Below are 16,790 nucleotides of genomic sequence, written 5' to 3' on the forward strand. Positions count from 1 at the left end.
CCAGCCGGGTAGTGGACGACCGTTGGTCGTCACCAACCGGGTAGCGGACGACCGTTGGTCGTCCGGGGGAGCCGGCCGATCAGCTGGCGTCGCGGCCGCGGACCAGGGTGCCGATATTGCTGCCGTGCAGGATCTTCAGCAGTTCGCCCGGCTGGCCCATGTCGAACACGCGCAGCGGCAGGTCGCTGTCGCGCGCCAGCGCGAAGGCGGCGGTGTCCATCACTTCCAGGCCACGGCGGATGACTTCGTCGTAGGTCAGGCTGTCGAAGCGGACCGCGTCGTCGTACTTGTTCGGGTCCTTGTCGTAGACGCCGTCGACCTTGGTGGCCTTGAGCAGCAGGTCCGCGCCGATTTCGATCGCACGCAGCGCGGCGCCCGAATCGGTGGTGAAGAACGGGCTGCCGACGCCGGCGGCGAAAATCACCAGGCGGCCTTTTTCAAGGTGGCGGATGGCGCGGCGGCGGATGTAGTCCTCGCACACGTCGTTTATTTTGATCGCGCTCATCACGCGCGCCTTGGCGCCGAGCTTCTCCAGCGCGTCCTGCATGGCCAGGGCGTTGATGACCGTGGCCAGCATGCCCATCTGGTCGCCGGTGACCCGGTCCATGCCGCCAGCGGCCAGGCCGGCGCCACGGAAGATGTTGCCGCCGCCGATCACCAGCGCCACTTCCGCACCGGCCTGCTGGGCCTCGATCACTTCACGGGCCAGGCGGTTGATGACCTTGGGGTCGATGCCGTAGTCCTCGTCTCCCATCAGCGCCTCCCCGGAAACTTTCAGCAGGATGCGGCGATAGGCAAGACTGGACATGGTGACCTCTGGATACGTGGAAAACGCGGGAATTCTACTGGAAGCCGGCGCGCGGGGCAGATTTATTTTGTGGCGTTGCCGCGTGCGAACCCGCCGCTCGCCCGGTCATCGCCGCACCCGCCGCTCAGGCCGGAGTGGTACCCGGAGAGCGAGCGATGACGCGGTTGCGGCCCAGGTTCTTGGAGCGGTAAAGCACGTCGTCGGCGGCCTTCAGCAAGTCCTGAACATCGGCGAAACGCTCGTAGCCGCCCTGGGTGGCCACGCCAGCGGAGAAGGTGACGAACAAATGGCCATCGGCCACTTCGGCCATGGGCGTGGTGACGATGTTGGCCAGCACCCGACGGACGACTTCAAGGGCGACCGGTTCGGTGGTATTGGGCAGCAGGGCGATGAATTCCTCGCCGCCGAAACGGGCCACGGTATCGCTGGTGCGCAGCTGTTCCTGCAGTTTTCCGGCGAAGGCGCGCAGCACCTGGTCGCCCATGAGGTGGCCGTGGGCATCGTTGATTTTCTTGAAGTCGTCCAGGTCGATGAAGGCGACCGAGAGCGGCCAGCCATGCCGGGTGGCGCGCAGGAACTCCTGTTCGAGCACCGCCTCGAGCTGGCGGCGGTTGAGGACGCCGGTGAGGGCGTCGCGGTGGGCTTGTTCGGCAAGACGGTTGGCGCGGGCCTCAAATTCGTCGGCACGCTGGCGGGCCAGGGCGGCATCCTGCATTTCGCGCAGGTTGCGCAGCGTGGCCAGTTCCTGGGCGTGGTCGATCAGCTGCTGCACGCGCGAGGGCGAGAACAGGGTGGTTTCAAACAGGGCGCTGATGTCGGGCAATACGTCGCTGATGCGGGCCAGGACCTGGTCGAACTGGGCGCTGTCCAGCTGCAGTTTTTCATTGACCAGCTGGAGGGCGTGTTCGCGGGCGGCATCGGCGTCGGGAGTCAGCCAGATATCGGCAACGGCGCCGGACAGGGCCACGCAGGCCTGGAAGTTGTCTTCGGTGGCGGCGGGGGTCTCGCTGCGGGCGATGCTGTCCACCAGGTAGCGCGGCAGGTCCCACTGCTCGGCCATCCAGGCCCCCACCTCGGCATGGCTGCACTGCAGGTGCTCGCGTTCGAGAGCCACCAGAGCGTCGTTGTCGGTGGCCTGGCGCAGCAGGGGCAGGTAGCTGTCGGGCTGGGCCTGGGCCAGGACGAGCACGCCGAGATCCTGGAGCAGGCCGGCGAGCATCAGTTCTTCGGCCTTGCGCAGGCCGCGGGCCTGGCCCAGCAGGCTGGCGGCAAGGGCACTGAGGATGCTGCGCCGCCAGGCCCGCTCACGCAGGTCCTGGCCGTCGCCGGAGGCGGTCAGGCCCTGGGTGACGGTGAAGCCCAAGGCGAGGCTGACGGTGGCGTTGAGGCCGAGCATGGTCAGTGCCTGGCCGAGGTTCTCGATGCGCCGTCGGCTGGCGTACAGCGAGGAATTGGCGATGCGCAGCATGCGCGCGCTCAGTGCCATGTCGATGGCGATGATGTCGGCGGCGGTGGTGATGTCCGCTTCCGGGTCCTGGGCCAGTTCGATGATGCGCAGGGCAATACCGGGCGGCGAGGGCAGGTTGCGGCAGAGCGCCAGGGCGGCTGTCAGCTCGGGAGGCATGGCGGGGCTATTGGTGTGTTGTGGCAAGAATACATGGAGTGCGTCACAGATTTGATCATTGATTCTTGCGTCGTTACCGAGCCTGGCGTGGGCGCCGCCGTACTGACGCGCCATGCGGGGCAAAACCAGTGGGCAGATGACGACGCGCGTGGTTGCTGCGCCTTTGGTACCACATCCACGGGCATAGCGGGAGGGCGGGGTGGTGGCCGATGGGCGGCGGCGTCCGCAGGCAGGCCGGTGGGGCTACCATTTGCGATCCACCTACAAGGAAGCGCGAACATGGCTGTGAAGTCGCTGCAGGAGTTTCTGTCCACCACGCGCGAGAAGGATGTCAGCGCCGAGGCGTTCGAGCTGGAAAGCCCGCACCTGCTGGAGGTTCGGGTGGATGGGCGGGTGTGGGCCAAGGCGGGGTCGATGGTGGCGCGCAAGGGCGGCGTCAAGTTCACGCGGCAGGGCATCCTGGAGCAGGGGCTGGGGACGTTGCTGAAGAAGATGGTGACGGGCGAGGGGCTTCAGTTGATGAAGGTCGAGGGCCAGGGCCGGGTGTATCTGGCCGATGCGGGCAAGCAGGTAACGCTGTTGCGGTTGGCGGGCGAGTCGATTTTCGTCAATGGCAATGATGTGCTGGCATTCGAGACCGGCATCGAGTCCAAGATCACGATGATGAAAAAGGTGGCGGGGATGCTGTCGGGCGGGCTGTTCAACATCAAGTTGAGTGGTCACGGGATCGTGGCGATGACCTCGCATTACGAGCCGATGACGTTGCCGGTGACGGCACAGGGCGGTCCGGTGTTCACCGATCCGAATGCGACGGTGGCCTGGTCGGGGTCGTTGACGCCGGAGATCGTGGCGGACATTTCGCTGGGCACGTTGGTGGGGCGCGGGTCGGGCGAGAGCCTGCAGATGCGGTTCGCCGGCGAGGGCTGGGTGGTGGTGCAGCCGTACGAGGAAGTTTCCTTCCAGGCCAAGGGGTAAGGGTGGGGGTGTTTTTTGCGCTGGCGCGCGGCTGAGTGCAACTTCAACATCAACATCAACATCAACATCAGCGCTGCGGTGCTGCTGGCTGGGTCGGTGCGGGTGGGTTGGCGGGACACGCCGTGAATCCATCCCTGGAGGCTCGTGGGCGCCATCCATGGCGCCCAACGGTCCCGCCAACCCACCCGCACCAACCCCCGACAGAGTGCGGGTGCGGTTGGGAAGGCGGTAGCCGGTGGCCGGGGGGCTGACGGTGTGCTGTTGGTTGGTGGCCGGCGGGTGGGTAGGTGAGTGAATTGGGGGGGGATTCATTGAGAGATGGGGGGGGGTAGAGCCGACCGTTGGTCGGCTGCTCCGAACCACCCAATATCCCACCCAATATCCCACCCAAATCAAAAACCATCCAAACCATCCAAACCATCCAAACCATCAAATCCAACTAGTAGCACCGACCAATCGACCAACCGACCAAGCCCCAATCAACGGCAAAAGCACAGCCCCGCTGCTTCCCATCCATCCGTTGGCGACACAACGTCGGGGCTGGCAGGCTTACCCCCTGCCGGGACCGTTGGGCGCCATGGATGGCGCCCACGAGCCCCCAGGGATGGGTTCACGGCGTGTCCCGGCAGGGGGTAAGTCTGCCAGCCCGCACGGAAACGCAAACAGCAAATAAGCCAGCTTTGCGCTCTGAGCTCTGCGCTTTACGCTTCGAAAAAAAACAACCACCCACAAAAAAACCCGACCGAAGCCGGGTTTTTTCGTTATCGCACCAGCGCCGAAACGCCCGTGGGAATCATCAGGCCAGACCGGCCTGCTTCATCACTTCGGCGGCGTAGTCTTCCACCACCTTCTCGATGCCTTCGCCAACGGCCAGGCGCTTGAAGCCGACCACGTCGGCGCCGGCGGCCTTCAGGACCTGCTCGACCGACTGGTTGGTGTCCAGCACGTACGGCTGGCCGTACAGCGTGACTTCGTTGACGATCTTGGCGATCTTGCCGCTGATGATCTTTTCCAGGATGTCGGCCGGCTTGGACTTGTCCTTGTCGGTCATCTTGGCCAGCTCGATTTCCTTTTCCTTCGCAACGAACTCGGCCGGCACATCGGCGGCCTTGTTGTGCGGCGGGTTCATCGCAGCCACGTGCATGGCCAGGCCACGGGCCAGCTCGGCGTCGCCGCCGGCCAGTTCCAGCAGCACGCCGATGCGGCCGCCGTGCACGTAGGAAGCGACGTTGTTGGTCGACTCCAGGCGCACGATGCGACGCACGTCGAGCTTCTCACCGACCTTGGCGATGACTGCGGCGCGGGATTCCTCGATGGTCTCGCCGGTCGGCAGCTTGGCCGCCTTCAGCGCGTCGATGTCGGCAGCGCCCGAGCTCAGCGCGGTAGCGCCGACGGCCTTGGTGAAGTCCAGGAAGTTGTTGTCCTTGGCCACGAAGTCGGTTTCCGAGTTGACTTCGACCAGCACGGCCTTGTTGCCGTCCTGCGCCGCCACGATGATGCCTTCGGCAGCCACGCGGTCAGCCTTCTTGTCGGCCTTGGCCAGGCCGGACTTGCGCAGCCATTCGGCCGAGGCGTCGATGTTGCCGCCATTTTCGACGAGTGCCTTTTTGCACTCCATCATGCCGGCGCCAGTGCGCTCGCGCAGTTCCTTGACCAGGGAAGCAGTGATTTCCACGGGATTTCCTCACGAAAGAAAGGGATTGGGCCGGCATGGTGGCCGGCCCGTGTGACAGTGTCCTGTCGTCGCGCCGTCGGCAGCGGACAGGAACGGTGGGCGCGTGGCGCCCACCATGGGCCTGGATCAGGCCTGGGCTTCGCCAGCCTTGTCGGCGGCAGCTTCAACGGCCTTGTCGGCAGCGGCTTCAACGGCCGGGGCTTCAACAGCCTTGTCGGCAGCAGCGGCCTTCTTGGCCGGGGCGCGGCGAGCCGGCTTGGCTTCTTCGCTGGCAGCAGCGTCGGCGAACTCTTCTTCACGGACGGTGGCAGCATGCGGAGCAGCGGCCTTGCCTTCCAGCACGGCGTCGGCCGCAGCGCGGGCGTACAGCTGCACAGCGCGGATGGCGTCGTCGTTGCCCGGGATCGCGTAGTCGACCAGTTCCGGGTTGTAGTTGGTATCGACCACGGCGATCACCGGGATGCCGAGCTTCTTGGCTTCCTTGATGGCGATGTCTTCGTGGCCGATATCGATGACGAAGATCGCGTCGGGCAGACGGTTCATGTCCTTGATGCCGCCCAGCGAGGCTTCCAGCTTGTCACGCTCGCGACGCAGGCCCAGCACTTCGTGCTTGACCAGCTTCTCGAAGGTGCCGTCGGATTCACCGGCTTCCAGTTCCTTCAGACGGGCAACCGACTGCTTCACGGTACGGAAGTTGGTCAGGGTGCCGCCCAGCCAACGCTGGTTCATGAAGGGCATGCCGCAACGCTCGGCTTCTTCGCGGATCGACTCGCGGGCGCTGCGCTTGGTGCCCAGGAACAGGATGGTGCCGCGCTTCTGCGCAACGCTGGAAATGAAGTTCATCGCGTCATTGAAGAGCGGAACGGTCTTTTCCAGGTTGATGATGTGGATCTTGCCGCGGGCGCCGAAGATGTACTGGCCCATCTTGGGGTTCCAGTAACGGGTCTGGTGGCCGAAATGGACGCCGGCTTCCAGCATCTGACGCATGGTGACCTGGGGCATTGCAGTAACTCCTGATAGGGAACCGGCCGCCACGGGTAATAGATGGGCGGTCCGCCGTGAGGCGGGAGGTTCCGGGGTTTGGCTTCCCTGTCGCTTCCGTGACCGAACTCCTTGCGGAGCACCCCGGCACGGATATGGGCGGCAGGTGTGGATTCACCGGTGACGTCCGGTGTTGACGGTTTCCCAGCGCCGGGGCGCCAGAGATCCAGTCGATTATAGCCCGCGGGTGGCTGCCGGTGCAATTGGCGGGCCGGGCGGGTCCAGTGCGGCTTCGGCGGCGTGGTCGAGCCGGGCCCTGAACTGGCCACCGGCGTAGCCGTCGGCGCGGGCCGGCAGCGGCCAACGGCGGTGCTGGCCGGGCAGGACATACCCGGCCAGGCCGTCGATCAGCCGGTGCCGGTGGCCGTGGCGGTCGATGAACACCAGGTCGGCCAGGTGGGCGTGGCCACCGCCGGCATTGTAAAGCAGCAGCTGCGGGGCCGGCCCGGGCTGCAGCGTGGCCTGCAGCGAAGCCGCCACGGGGAGCGCGGCGAGCGGTTGCAGGAACACCGGCAGTGAGTAGCGCGCTGCAGCAGGCAGGGCCGGGTCGGGGCTGATCACCAGCCGGTAGGCCTGCTGCGCCTGCCCGGGCGGGGCCGACAGGCGCACCACGCGCAGTCGCTGGCGTTGACCGGCGGGAATCTCCAGTTGGGTCGGGCTCAGGGCCACGTCCTCGGCCGGGCGCAGGCGTTCCTCCTGTTCCTGCTGGTCCCAGCGGTACAGCCGGGCCTGGCCGGTCCACGCGGCCGGGCCCGGGTTGTCCAGCCACAGCTCGGTGTCGGCACGCTGGGCCGGCACGAGCACCGTGGTGGCAGAGAGCTGCAGGCCGTGCGCGCCGGGTACGGGCAGCGCCAGGGCCAGCGCCAGCAGGGCGCGGCGATACATCAGTAAGTCACCGTCACGCGGTCGGGCCGGCTTTCGGCGTCCGGCTCGGACGGGGTGAGGGCCTGCACCTGCGGGGGTACCGGGTGGGAAGCATCGCTGCGTTGCTCGGCCGGTAGGCAGGAGGTGCTGCCGGGCGCGGGGTGGGCGGCGGGGCGGCAGTTGGCGAGGATCTGCACGGCGATGCGCAGGTTGCCCGTCGGGCGCGCGGAGGTCTGTGCAGCGACGGCCCCGCACAGGGCAGCACCGCAGGCCAGGGTGAAAAGAGGCCGACGCAGGGTCATCGCACATCACAGGACAGGGGATGGAGCCGGTATCGGCACGTGCGCGCCAGGCTTGAGCGGCCCTGCCTGGGGCGTTTCAGTAGGTGATGGTCACCTGGATCAGGTCGTTGTAGGTGCCCTCGGCCGGCAGGCTGCCACTGGTGGGCGGGGCGCGGCCATAGACGGTGAGCGTCTGCGCCGCGCCATTGCCGGTACCGGCCACGGTGTCGGTGTTGATCGTGTTGCCCCAGCGCAGCGAGCGGGCGCTGTCGCGGTACAGCTCGTAGGGGATGAAGTACGCCGGGTTGGTGGTGTGGCGCATGCGTCGGGTGGTGGTGCCGAGCACGTTCTGGCCGTTGTTGAGCCCGATGGTGTAGGCGGTGCGGTTGATGCAGGTCAGGCCAAGGGTGGAGGTGCGGTCGATGTTGCTGGCGATCGCCCCGGCATTGCTGCCGAAGTCCATGTCGGTGGTGACGTAGGTGCTGCACTGTGGCAGCACGTTGGCGGTGGCGTTGAAGGGGAAGCCGCCGGTGGCCGATTTGTTGCCGGTCGCCCCGGCCCCTGCGGCGGTGGTGCAGGCCGCCGGCGGGGTGGCCGTGCCCAACAGCACTTCGTTGTAGGCATAGCGCAGGGTCACGGCCGCCCCGCTGAAGGCGCTGCTGAAGCTGCCGGCCGAGAGGACCTGCGCGGCGGGCACCTGTCCGTAGATGGTGGCCGTCGCCGCACCGCTGCCGCCGATCAGCGGGACGTTGTAATTGAGGGTCACCGACAACGGGGCAGGGGTGCTGCCCGGAGTGAGTCCCCACACCGTGCTGCGGGTGGCGTTGGTGTACAGCTGGAAGGCCATCACATCGCTGTTGGCGTTGGTCATGCTGCGCGTGGGAACAATGGCGGCGCCGCCGCTGCCGCTGGCAATCCCCAGGCAGGCGCGCACCGAGGCGGTGGCCAGCAGGCTCAGTGCGGTGGTGCTGCAGGTGAGGGTAAAGGTGGTCATGGTGTTGGTGACCCCGGCCGCGCCATTGGTGATCGGGCCGAACGCCAGCGTCACCGGGGCAGTGGTGATGGTGCAGGTGGTGTCCGCGCGTGCGCTGCCGCTGCCGAGCAGTGCCAGCAGACCCAACAGCAGTGCCACCGCGACGCGTCTCATCGGACCGGCTCGGCCACGCAGCGCAGCGGGCCGATCCGGTGCGCGGGTGCACCGCCAAGGGGGGCGGCCGGCACGCTGACGCGGCAGCGGCCGTGTTCGGTGGTGACCTGCAGGGTGACCGGCATTGCCACGTCTTCCAGGTAGGTTTCGCCGTCGTAGCCGACGATGGCCGTGCGTCCCTCGGGCAGCGATACCTGGCTGCCGGCCGGCACCGGCGCGTCATCGGCATCGTGCAGGATCACGGTGAACGCGCGGGTGCGGCGCAGGCCGAAATCCACGCCGATGCCCGCGCTTTGGCGGGGGGTGACCCAGCGGTCGACCTCGGCGGCGCGGACGTCGGCGGGCAGGTCCAGGGTGTCGATCGACAGGCGGTTGCGCTGCCAGGACAACAAGGGCGTCACCAGCAGCATGCCGTTGCGGTCGGTGGTGCCGATCAGCCGGTTCTCCAGTCGCACCGGGATGCCACCGAAGCTGCCGGTGGAGACCACCGCGAAGGCATCGGGGACCTCGCGCGCGGCGAACGTGTGCCCGCCCATCCAGACCAGGCTGCCGCTGGCGCTGGCATAGCCGTAGTCGCTGTCGCCCTGGCGCGAGTAACCCAGCGCGTAGCGACCCACCCGGTTGAGCCAGCCCACTTCGCCCAGTCCGCCGCCGCCATCGTCGCCGCCGCGCGCCTGCAGCCGCCAACCGACGCCGCCCTGGCTGCCATCGCCCGGGACCGGTTGGGACAGGTCGGCGATGTAGCCGGTGGTGTCGCCATTGCGCTGCGCCGACACGCTGGCCTGGCGGTTGCGGCCCAGGCTGGCCGACAGCGACAGGTAAAGGCTGCGGTCCTGGCTGTCGGACAGGTTCTGGTTGACCGACAGGTAGGCCGACCAGTGCTGGGCGAAACTGCGCGACCAGAACAGGCTGGCATAGCGGTTGTCGTCGCCCTCGCGGTAGCGCAGCCGCAGGTAGCTGGCGCTGATCGCGCCCAGCGCGTCCAGGTTCACCCCCAGTGTCGCCTGCTCGCTGATCCGTGCGGGCAGGCTGTCCTGCAGCGCGCCCAGGTCGCGATAGTCGCCATGGCTGCGGCGGCTGGACAGGTTGACGTTGAGGCGGCGGTTGTTCCAGCTGTAACCCAGTGCGTACTGGCCGCCCTGGCGACCCTGGAAACGGCTGTGCACGTAGGCGGCATTGAATACCCCCGCACCGCCCAGCAGCCACCAGCCGCCGGCGCCGGCATTGGCCACGCCGCCACCGCCTTCGGCGTGCAGTTCGGCGGTGAAGCGGTCGCTGGCGCCGTAGCGCCAGGTGCCGCTGGCGAGGGTCTGGTCGTCATAGGCGAACGAGCGGATGCCGTAGTCGCGGCGCATCCGGCCCACGCCCAGCGACCAGTCCGACAGGCCCTGGGCAAGCAGTTGCTGGGTGCCATAAAAGGCGAAATCCAGCGTCTGCATGCGCCCGAACGCGTCGGTGATCACCACCTGGGCATTGCCGGTGCCGCTGATGCCCGGCTGCGCGGCCAGCTGGAACGGGCCGACCGGTACCTGGCCGTTGTACTGGCGCAGGCCATCGACATACAGCTCGACGTTGGAGGGCACCACCGCTTCGCCGAGGAAGGTGGGGGTCGGGGTCAGCAACCGGTAAGGTTGCAGGCCGTAGTTGCGTCCGATCTGGATGCCCCCCATGCGCACCGGCCGGCTCCAGTCGACGAAGCCGCTGTAGAAATCGCCCACCGTCAGGGTCATCGCCGTGTCGGGGAAATCGAGCTGCCAACGGCTGTCCAGGCGTACGCTGTCGCCGCGCCACTGGTGTCCGGTGTCCTGGTAGGTGCGTTGCAGGGTGCGGTTTTCCAGCACCCCACGGCCGAGCCCGAACAGGCGCACTTCGCTGGTCAGGGCGAGGTTGCCCCCGCCTTCGTTGTGGCTGCCATACAGGTCGTAGTTGAGCAGCACGCCGGGCGACGCGGCCGCGGTCGGCGCGGTCTGGGCGGCGCGCTCGAGGCGGGTGGTCGGCAGCTCGAGCTGGTCCAGCGGGACGTCCAGCGACAGGGTCTGCAGCGCGGCGTCATAGCGCAGCACCACCCCGGCCAGCCGGTCCAGCGCAACCGGTGCCTCGCCCCGGGCAGGAAAGCCCAGTTGACGCAGCGTGGCCGGCGCGGCCAGCAACCGGCCCTGTTCCTGGGTGAACGGCAACAGCCCGCGCGGGGCGCGGTTGAGGGTGACCTCCAGGTACAGGGTCTGCCCGGCGGTCAGTGGCGTGGGCGGGGGTAATGCGGCCTCCCCATAGGCGGTCGCCGCTTCCACGCCGCCCTCCGCCGCGCAGGTTGTCCAGGGCAGCAGGCTGGCGCTGAGCAGCAGGCGCATGCAGGCCTCAGCGAGCCGGTGGCGCGGTGGGCAGTGGCGTTTGGGCCGACTCGCCATTGATCCTGGCCATGAAGGTGGCGCCCGCAATGCGGGCCGGGGGTACATCCAGCGGCCAGCGCATGGTCTGTCCGCCAAGCACGTAGCCAAGCAGCCCGGGATGCAGGGTCTGCGGGTGTTCTGCGCTGCCGATGGCCAGGTCGGCCAGTTGCGCGTATGCGGTGCCGTGGTTGTGCACCTGCAGGGCCGGGCGTCCATCGTCCAGGGTGATCAGCTGGGCCTGCAGGCGCAGCTGCCCGGCATCGGCAGGCTGCACGAACACCGGCACCGAATAGCGCAGCACGAACTGCATGCCACTGCGCGTGGGGTCCAGCGTCGGCAGTTCATCGACAATGACGCGGTAGGCAAGCTGCTGTGCGGGCGCCTGGGGATCGGTACGCACCACCCTTACCAGCTGCTGCTGGCCGGCGGCGAGGGATTGCATCGGCGGGCTTACCTGCAGTTCGTCGGTGGGCTGCAGTTGGTCGGTTCCCGAGGCCTGGGTCCAGCGGTACACGCGCATCTGCACCTGGACCGGCGCGGTGCCACTGTTGCTGATCCACAGCGCATCGGCGTTCTGCCGGGCAGTCAACTGCAACGAGGTCGGGGCGACCTGCAGGCTGGCAGCCAGGCAGGGGGCGATCGGCAGGACGAGCAGGCTGAACGCCACTGCCCAGCCCCGCCAGGCGCGGACCCGTGCGGTCATCGGCATGGCGGGCCTCAATAGGAAATGGTGGCGGTGACCGTGTCCTGGTAGTTACCCGTGGCAGCGTTGTAAACGCTCGGGTTGGCGATCTGGCCATACACGTTGTAGGCCACCGGCAAGCCGGTGCCGGTCGCCGCGACCGTATCGGTGCCGGTGGTGGCGCCCCACACGGTGGCATGGCCGGCATCCTGGTAGAGCTGGTAGCCGACGTAGTTGTTGGCGGTGACCCCGGCGTCGGTGTTCTTCATGCGGCGGGTCGCGACATCACTGGGAGTGGACGCGTTGGAGCCGGCATTGAGCGCGATGGTGTACGGGGTCAGCGCCGAGCACTGGGCGGTGATGGTGCCCTGGGCGTTGGACGGGGTGGTCGCGGTGGACAGCGCCGAGCCGAAATCCACATCCGTGGCCGCCGCCGCGGTGATGGTGCAGGCTTTGGTGATGATGATCTTGACGTTGAAGGTCGTGGTATCTGCGGCCCATGCCGGGGAGGCGAGGGCAACCAGGCCGATACTGAGCAGGAGAGGGCGGAGGGATCGCATGGCATGCTCCTTGGACGGGGTCCTGGATGAACAAGTCGATTACTGCCGTACTGCAGGGGTGGCGCGCGAAGGCGCTATTCCGCTTATAGGCAGGCCATCGTCGGGGCGGCGTGAGGAGAATTGGCCGTTTTTCTCGTTTTTCACCTCGCCACGGGGTGGGCGCCGCGACCTCCCGGCCGAACCTGCGCTGTCAGCGTTCCATCCGATTCGGTTCAGACCGGCCCCGGATCGGCGATAATGGTCGCCATGAGCGTGAATCTGAAAACCCCAGAGGAAATCGAACTGATGCGCATCGCCGGCCGGTTGGCCAGCGAAGTGCTCGACGTGGTCGCCCCGTTCGTGAAACCGGGCGTGACCACCGAAGAGCTGGACCGCATCTGCCACGACCACATCATCAACGTGCAGAAGGCCACGCCGGCCAATGTCGGCTACCGGGGCTTCCCGAAGACGGTCTGCACGTCGGTCAACAACGTCATCTGCCATGGCATTCCCAGCGAAGCCAAGGTCCTCAAGGACGGCGACATCGTCAACATCGATGTCACCGTGATCAAGGACGGCTGGCACGGTGACACCAGCCGCATGTATTACGCCGGTACGCCCTCGACGATGGCCAAGCGCCTGGTCGATACCACTTACGAGGCGATGTGGGCCGGTATCCGCGCGGTCAAGCCGGGCGCGACGCTGGGCGACATCGGCCATGCGATCCAGAGCCTGGCCGAAGGCGAACGCTTCAGCGTGGTGCGCGAGTACTGCGGGCACGGCATCGGCAAGGTCTACCACGATGAGCCGCAGGTGGTGCATTACGGCCGTCCCGGCCAGGGCCTGGTGCTGCTGCCGGGCATGACCTTCACCATCGAGCCGATGATCAACGAGGGCACCCGCTACAACAAGGTGCTGCCGGACGGCTGGACCGTGGTCACCAAGGACCGGAAACTGTCGGCGCAGTGGGAGCACATGATCGCGGTCACCGAGACCGGCGTGGACGTGCTGACCCTCTCGCCCGGCGAATCGCAGGTCTGAGCATGCTGCCGGCGAGCCCGATGCTGGACGCGCCGGCAGCGTCCATCACCGACCTGGAATGGTCGGCGCTGGCGCGCCAATCGCTGCAGCAGACCGATGCGCGCCTGTACCGCCGCTTCGACCAGGGCGACAACATCGAGCGCCTGCTGGCGCTGCGGGCGCGCGCGGCCGACCACCTGATCCGGCTGGCCTGGCAGCGCTGCCTGCCGGCCGCCAGCGGGTTGGCGCTGTTTGCGGTGGGCGGGTACGGGCGCGGCGAGCTGTTCCCGCGTTCGGACATCGACCTGCTGGTGTTCGGCCCGGCCACGCAGCAGCGCCAGCATGAATCCCATCTGGCGCGCCTGTTCGCGCTGCTTTGGGACTGCAGTCTGCCGGTCAGCCACGCCGTGCGTTCGGCCGCCGAATGCATCGATGCCAGTGCCGACCAGACCGTGATGACCGCGCTGATCGAATCACGGCCGCTGGTGGCCGACGATGCCGCGCGGCACGGCTTGAAGGCGGCCGTGAACACCGACGGCCTGTGGCCGCCGCGCGCGTTCTTCCTGGCAAAGCGCGAGGAGCTGCTGGCCCGTCACCAGCGTTTCGGCGACACCGCCGACAACCTGGAGCCGGACATCAAGGATGGCCCCGGTGGGCTGCGCGATCTCAATACGCTGGGCTGGATGGCGTTGCGCGCGTTTGGCGTGCGCGACCTGGAAGCCCTGGTCGGGCTGGGCCACCTGGGCGCGGACGAGGCCGCCGCGCTGCAACGCGAACGCTGCGCCTTGGCGCGCCTGCGCTTCGGCCTGCACCTGGTGGCCAACCGCCCCGAAGAACGCCTGCGCTTCGATTACCAGAAGACGCTGGCGGCGCGGCTGGGCTTCGAGGACGACCTCGAAAGCCTGGCCGTGGAAAAAATGATGCAGGGCTTCTACCGCAGCGCCAGCGTGGTGCGCCGGATCAGCGACCGCCTGCTGCAGCGCTTCGAGGAACAGTTCGATGGCGAAGCGGTGCCCGAGCCGGTCAGCGTCGGTTTTTCGCTGCGCCGTGGCTACCTTGCCGCCAACGATGCGCGCTGGCCACAGGGCGACATCGAGCAGGTGTTGGCGCTGTTTTCCAGCTGGGCCTACAACCCCGACGTACGCGGCCTGCATTCGCTTACCGCACGCGCGCTGGCCGAAGCTCTGCCGGACCTGCCGGCCTACACCGATGCCAGCGCCGCGGCGCGCGAACAGTTCATGACGCTGCTGCGCAGCCCGCGCGCGGTCGACAGCTTGGCCCGGATGGCGCGGCTGGGCGTGCTCGGGCAGTGGATCCCTGCGTTCGCGCAGGTATCCGGGCGCATGCAGTTCGACCTGTTCCATGTCTACACCGTCGACCAGCACACCTTGATGGTGCTGCGGAACATCGGCCTGTTTGCCAGCAGCCGTGCAGACGAACGTTTTTCGATCGCCCATGAGGTGTGGCCGCGCCTGCGCAAGCCCGAACTGCTGTTGCTGGCCGGGCTGTTCCATGACATCGCCAAGGGCCGCGGCGGCGACCATTCCGAGTTGGGGGCGGTGGACGCGCGCGCGTTCTGCCAGGCGCATGCGCTGAGCACCTCCGACACCGAACTGGTGGCCTGGCTGGTCGAACAGCACCTGCGCATGTCCATCACCGCGCAGAAGCAGGACATCTCCGACCCGGACGTGATCCATCGCTTTGCCACGCTGGTGACCAGCCGCGACCGCCTGGACTACCTCTACCTGCTGACCTGCGCGGACATCGCCGGGACCAGCCCGAAGCTGTGGAACGCGTGGAAGGACCGCCTGCTGGCCGATCTGTACTTCGCCGCACGGCGCGCACTGCGCGATGGCCTGGAAAACCAGATGCCCGCCGCCGAGCGCGTGGCCGAAGCGCGCGACTCGGTGCGCGCGCTGGTTCGCGAGCGCGGCTACGACGATGCCACCATCGATCGCCAGTTCACGGTGATGCCTGATGAAAGCTTCATCCGCCTGCGCCCGGAGCAGTTGGCCTGGCAGGCCGCTGCGCTGGTGCCGGTGAAGCAGGGCCAGACCCTGGTCAAGGTGCGCCGGATCACCCCGGATGACCACGCGCTGGAAGTGTTCGTGCATTCGCCCGACCGCGATGGCCTGTTCGCGGCGATCGTGATGACGCTGGACCGCAAGGGCTATGGCATCCATCGCGCCCGCGTACTGGACGGCCCGGCCGAGACCATCTTCGATACTTTCGAGGTCACCCCCGCCGACAGCTTTGCCGACGGTGATGCACAGCGGCTGGAGGTGGGACTGCGCGACGCGCTGTCCGGTGACCTGACCCGCCTGCGCCCGTCGCGCCGGGTGATTCCGCGCCAGCTGCGGCACTTCCGCTTTGCCCCGCGCATCGAATTCCGCGACGGCGGCCAGGGCAGCCACGGCACGCGTTTCAGCCTGGTCGCCCCGGATCGCCCCGGGTTGCTGGCCGACGTAGCCTTCGTGCTGCGTAACCAGCGCCTGCGCGTGCATGATGCGCGCATCGCCACGTTTGGCGAGCGCGCCGAAGACATGTTCGTGATCAGCGACGAACACGACCACCCCCTTACCGAATCCGCCAGGCAGCAGCTGCACGATGCGATGCTGGCCTGCCTGGACCCTGATCGAAACGCCGGAGACCCCCACTGATGGCCACCAAGCCTGCCAAGAAGCCCGCTGCCAAGACCCCGGCGGCGAAGAAGACCGCCACTGCCCGGACCGCCCCGGTGGCCGCCAAGCCGGTGGTCGTGAAGAAGGCCGCGGGGGTCAAGCCGCCCGCGGCGAAGAAGCCGGCGGCGAGCAAGGCGGCCAGCCCAGCGGAAAGCGCCGCCAAGCGCAGCGCCAGCCGCGAGGCCACCATCGCGCGCAAGTCGCTGCGCAGGCCGGCCACCCCGGGCGTGGAAGAACTGAAGTTCGGCATTGAAAGTGCCTTCGAACGCCGCGCCCAGCTGACCCTGCATGAGCTGGAAGGCTCGACCAAGCCCTTGGTCGGGCGGGTCATCGACGGCCTGGAAACCGGTGAGTTCCGTGTCGCCGAGCCGGATGGCCAGGGCGGCTGGAAGGTCAACGAATGGCTGAAAAAGGCCGTGCTGCTGTACTTCCGCGTCAACGACATGGCCGTGGTCGATGCACAGCCGGCGCCGTTCTGGGACAAGGTCGAATCGCGCTTTGCCGGGTTCGATGAAGCCGGCTTCCGCCGCGCCGGCGTGCGCGTGGTGCCCGGTGCGATCGCGCGCCGTGGCAGCTACTTCGGCAAGGACGTGGTGCTGATGCCGAGCTTCACCAACATCGGCGCGTACGTGGGCGAAGGCACCATGGTCGATACCTGGGCCACGGTGGGGTCGTGCGCGCAGATCGGCAAGCACTGCCACCTGTCCGGCGGTGCCGGCATCGGTGGCGTGCTCGAGCCGCTGCAGGCCAGCCCGACCATCATTGAAGACCATTGCTTCATCGGCGCCCGGTCGGAAGTAGTGGAAGGTTTCGTGGTCGGCCACCACAGCGTGATCGGCATGGGCGTGTTCCTGGGCCAGAGCACCCGCGTCTACAACCGCGCCACCGGTGAGGTCAGCTACGGCTCGGTGCCGCCTTACAGCGTGGTGGTGTCCGGCCAGCTGCCGTCCAAGGATGGCTCGCACTCGCTGTACTGCGCGGTGATCGTCAAGCAGGTGGACGCCAGGACCCGCAGCAAGACCAGCGTCAACGACCTGTTGCGCGGCCTGGCCGACTGAACGCTGCG

14 protein-coding genes are annotated in these 16,790 nt (G+C 67.6%); 4 read left to right on the plus strand and 10 right to left on the minus strand.

The genetic code is table 11. The features are described from left to right. Positions 1-79: 79 nt before the first annotated feature. Positions 80-808, minus strand: a complete 729-nt coding sequence (pyrH, locus tag AC3IR9_RS06565; protein ID WP_489294873.1) for a UMP kinase — start codon at positions 806-808, stop codon at positions 80-82. Positions 809-932: 124 nt separating this feature from the next. After that, complete coding sequence (locus tag AC3IR9_RS06570; protein WP_489294874.1) at positions 933-2,432, minus strand: GGDEF domain-containing protein; 1,500 nt, start codon at positions 2,430-2,432, stop codon at positions 933-935. A 279-nt stretch (positions 2,433-2,711) separates the two neighbouring features. Here AC3IR9_RS06570 and AC3IR9_RS06575 point away from each other — a divergent pair, with 279 nt between their 5' ends. After that, complete coding sequence (locus tag AC3IR9_RS06575) at positions 2,712-3,407, plus strand: AIM24 family protein (RefSeq protein ID WP_489294876.1); 696 nt, start codon at positions 2,712-2,714, stop codon at positions 3,405-3,407. 796 nt (positions 3,408-4,203) lie between these two features. Here the strand turns inward: AC3IR9_RS06575 and tsf are convergent. The 8 genes from tsf to AC3IR9_RS06615 form a co-directional block, all read right to left on the minus strand. Continuing rightward, a complete protein-coding gene (gene tsf / locus AC3IR9_RS06580; RefSeq protein ID WP_489294877.1) occupies positions 4,204-5,082 on the minus strand; it encodes a translation elongation factor Ts in 879 nt (292 codons plus the stop codon). 126 nt (positions 5,083-5,208) lie between these two features. Beyond that, the gene (gene rpsB / locus AC3IR9_RS06585) at positions 5,209-6,084 is read right to left on the minus strand and encodes a 30S ribosomal protein S2 (protein ID WP_489294878.1); all 876 of its coding nucleotides are present in this window, start codon (positions 6,082-6,084) and stop codon (positions 5,209-5,211) included. Positions 6,085-6,297: 213 nt separating this feature from the next. Then, the gene (locus tag AC3IR9_RS06590; RefSeq protein WP_489294879.1) at positions 6,298-7,008 is read right to left on the minus strand and encodes a fimbrial biogenesis chaperone; all 711 of its coding nucleotides are present in this window, start codon (positions 7,006-7,008) and stop codon (positions 6,298-6,300) included. Further along, on the minus strand, positions 7,008-7,289 hold the full coding sequence (locus tag AC3IR9_RS06595; RefSeq protein WP_489294880.1) for a hypothetical protein: 282 nt from the start codon (positions 7,287-7,289) through the stop codon (positions 7,008-7,010). The genes AC3IR9_RS06590 and AC3IR9_RS06595 overlap by 1 nt, the downstream gene beginning before the upstream one ends. A 76-nt stretch (positions 7,290-7,365) precedes the next feature. Next, the gene (locus tag AC3IR9_RS06600; protein ID WP_489294881.1) at positions 7,366-8,415 is read right to left on the minus strand and encodes a Csu type fimbrial protein; all 1,050 of its coding nucleotides are present in this window, start codon (positions 8,413-8,415) and stop codon (positions 7,366-7,368) included. Continuing rightward, positions 8,412-10,763: a fimbria/pilus outer membrane usher protein gene (locus AC3IR9_RS06605; protein ID WP_489294882.1), complete on the minus strand. Its 2,352-nt coding sequence runs from the start codon at positions 10,761-10,763 to the stop codon at positions 8,412-8,414. Before AC3IR9_RS06605 ends, AC3IR9_RS06600 begins: the two co-directional genes overlap by 4 nt. Before the next feature lie 7 nt (positions 10,764-10,770). After that, positions 10,771-11,511, minus strand: coding sequence for a fimbrial biogenesis chaperone (locus AC3IR9_RS06610; protein WP_489294884.1), 741 nt, complete (start codon positions 11,509-11,511; stop codon positions 10,771-10,773). Between the two features lie 8 nt (positions 11,512-11,519). Then, on the minus strand, positions 11,520-12,044 hold the full coding sequence (locus tag AC3IR9_RS06615) for a Csu type fimbrial protein (RefSeq protein ID WP_489294885.1): 525 nt from the start codon (positions 12,042-12,044) through the stop codon (positions 11,520-11,522). 246 nt (positions 12,045-12,290) lie between these two features. Between AC3IR9_RS06615 and map the strand changes: the two genes are divergently transcribed. Genes map through dapD form a run of 3 tightly spaced genes read left to right on the plus strand, consistent with a single transcriptional unit; the run spans position 12,291 to position 16,782 of the window. Beyond that, positions 12,291-13,064 carry a type I methionyl aminopeptidase gene (gene map / locus AC3IR9_RS06620; RefSeq protein WP_489294886.1) on the plus strand — a complete coding sequence of 258 codons (774 nt, stop codon included), beginning with the start codon at positions 12,291-12,293 and terminating at the stop codon, positions 13,062-13,064. Between the two features lie 2 nt (positions 13,065-13,066). Next, positions 13,067-15,703 (plus strand): [protein-PII] uridylyltransferase, encoded by a 2,637-nt coding sequence (locus AC3IR9_RS06625; protein WP_489294887.1) that lies wholly within the window; start codon positions 13,067-13,069, stop codon positions 15,701-15,703. Further along, on the plus strand, positions 15,703-16,782 hold the full coding sequence (gene dapD, locus AC3IR9_RS06630) for a 2,3,4,5-tetrahydropyridine-2,6-dicarboxylate N-succinyltransferase (protein WP_489294888.1): 1,080 nt from the start codon (positions 15,703-15,705) through the stop codon (positions 16,780-16,782). The genes AC3IR9_RS06625 and dapD overlap by 1 nt, the downstream gene beginning before the upstream one ends. Positions 16,783-16,790: the final 8 nt, after the last annotated feature.

It is taken from the genome of Stenotrophomonas sp. GL_101 (genome assembly GCF_057835675.1).

Excerpts from the sequence above, each read along its gene's own strand:
- pyrH (WP_489294873.1), bottom strand. The coding sequence starts at position 808 with ATGTCCAGTCTTGCCTATCGCCGCATCCTGCTGAAAGTTTCCGGGGAG.
- AC3IR9_RS06570 (WP_489294874.1), bottom strand. The coding sequence starts at position 2,432 with ATGCCTCCCGAGCTGACAGCCGCCCTGGCGCTCTGCCGCAACCTGCCC.
- AC3IR9_RS06575 (WP_489294876.1), top strand. The coding sequence starts at position 2,712 with ATGGCTGTGAAGTCGCTGCAGGAGTTTCTGTCCACCACGCGCGAGAAG.
- rpsB (WP_489294878.1), bottom strand. The coding sequence starts at position 6,084 with ATGCCCCAGGTCACCATGCGTCAGATGCTGGAAGCCGGCGTCCATTTC.
- AC3IR9_RS06590 (WP_489294879.1), bottom strand. The coding sequence starts at position 7,008 with ATGTATCGCCGCGCCCTGCTGGCGCTGGCCCTGGCGCTGCCCGTACCC.
- AC3IR9_RS06595 (WP_489294880.1), bottom strand. The coding sequence starts at position 7,289 with ATGACCCTGCGTCGGCCTCTTTTCACCCTGGCCTGCGGTGCTGCCCTG.
- AC3IR9_RS06600 (WP_489294881.1), bottom strand. The coding sequence starts at position 8,415 with ATGAGACGCGTCGCGGTGGCACTGCTGTTGGGTCTGCTGGCACTGCTC.
- AC3IR9_RS06605 (WP_489294882.1), bottom strand. The coding sequence starts at position 10,763 with ATGCGCCTGCTGCTCAGCGCCAGCCTGCTGCCCTGGACAACCTGCGCG.
- AC3IR9_RS06610 (WP_489294884.1), bottom strand. The coding sequence starts at position 11,511 with ATGCCGATGACCGCACGGGTCCGCGCCTGGCGGGGCTGGGCAGTGGCG.
- AC3IR9_RS06615 (WP_489294885.1), bottom strand. The coding sequence starts at position 12,044 with ATGCGATCCCTCCGCCCTCTCCTGCTCAGTATCGGCCTGGTTGCCCTC.
- map (WP_489294886.1), top strand. The coding sequence starts at position 12,291 with ATGAGCGTGAATCTGAAAACCCCAGAGGAAATCGAACTGATGCGCATC.
- AC3IR9_RS06625 (WP_489294887.1), top strand. The coding sequence starts at position 13,067 with ATGCTGCCGGCGAGCCCGATGCTGGACGCGCCGGCAGCGTCCATCACC.
- dapD (WP_489294888.1), top strand. The coding sequence starts at position 15,703 with ATGGCCACCAAGCCTGCCAAGAAGCCCGCTGCCAAGACCCCGGCGGCG.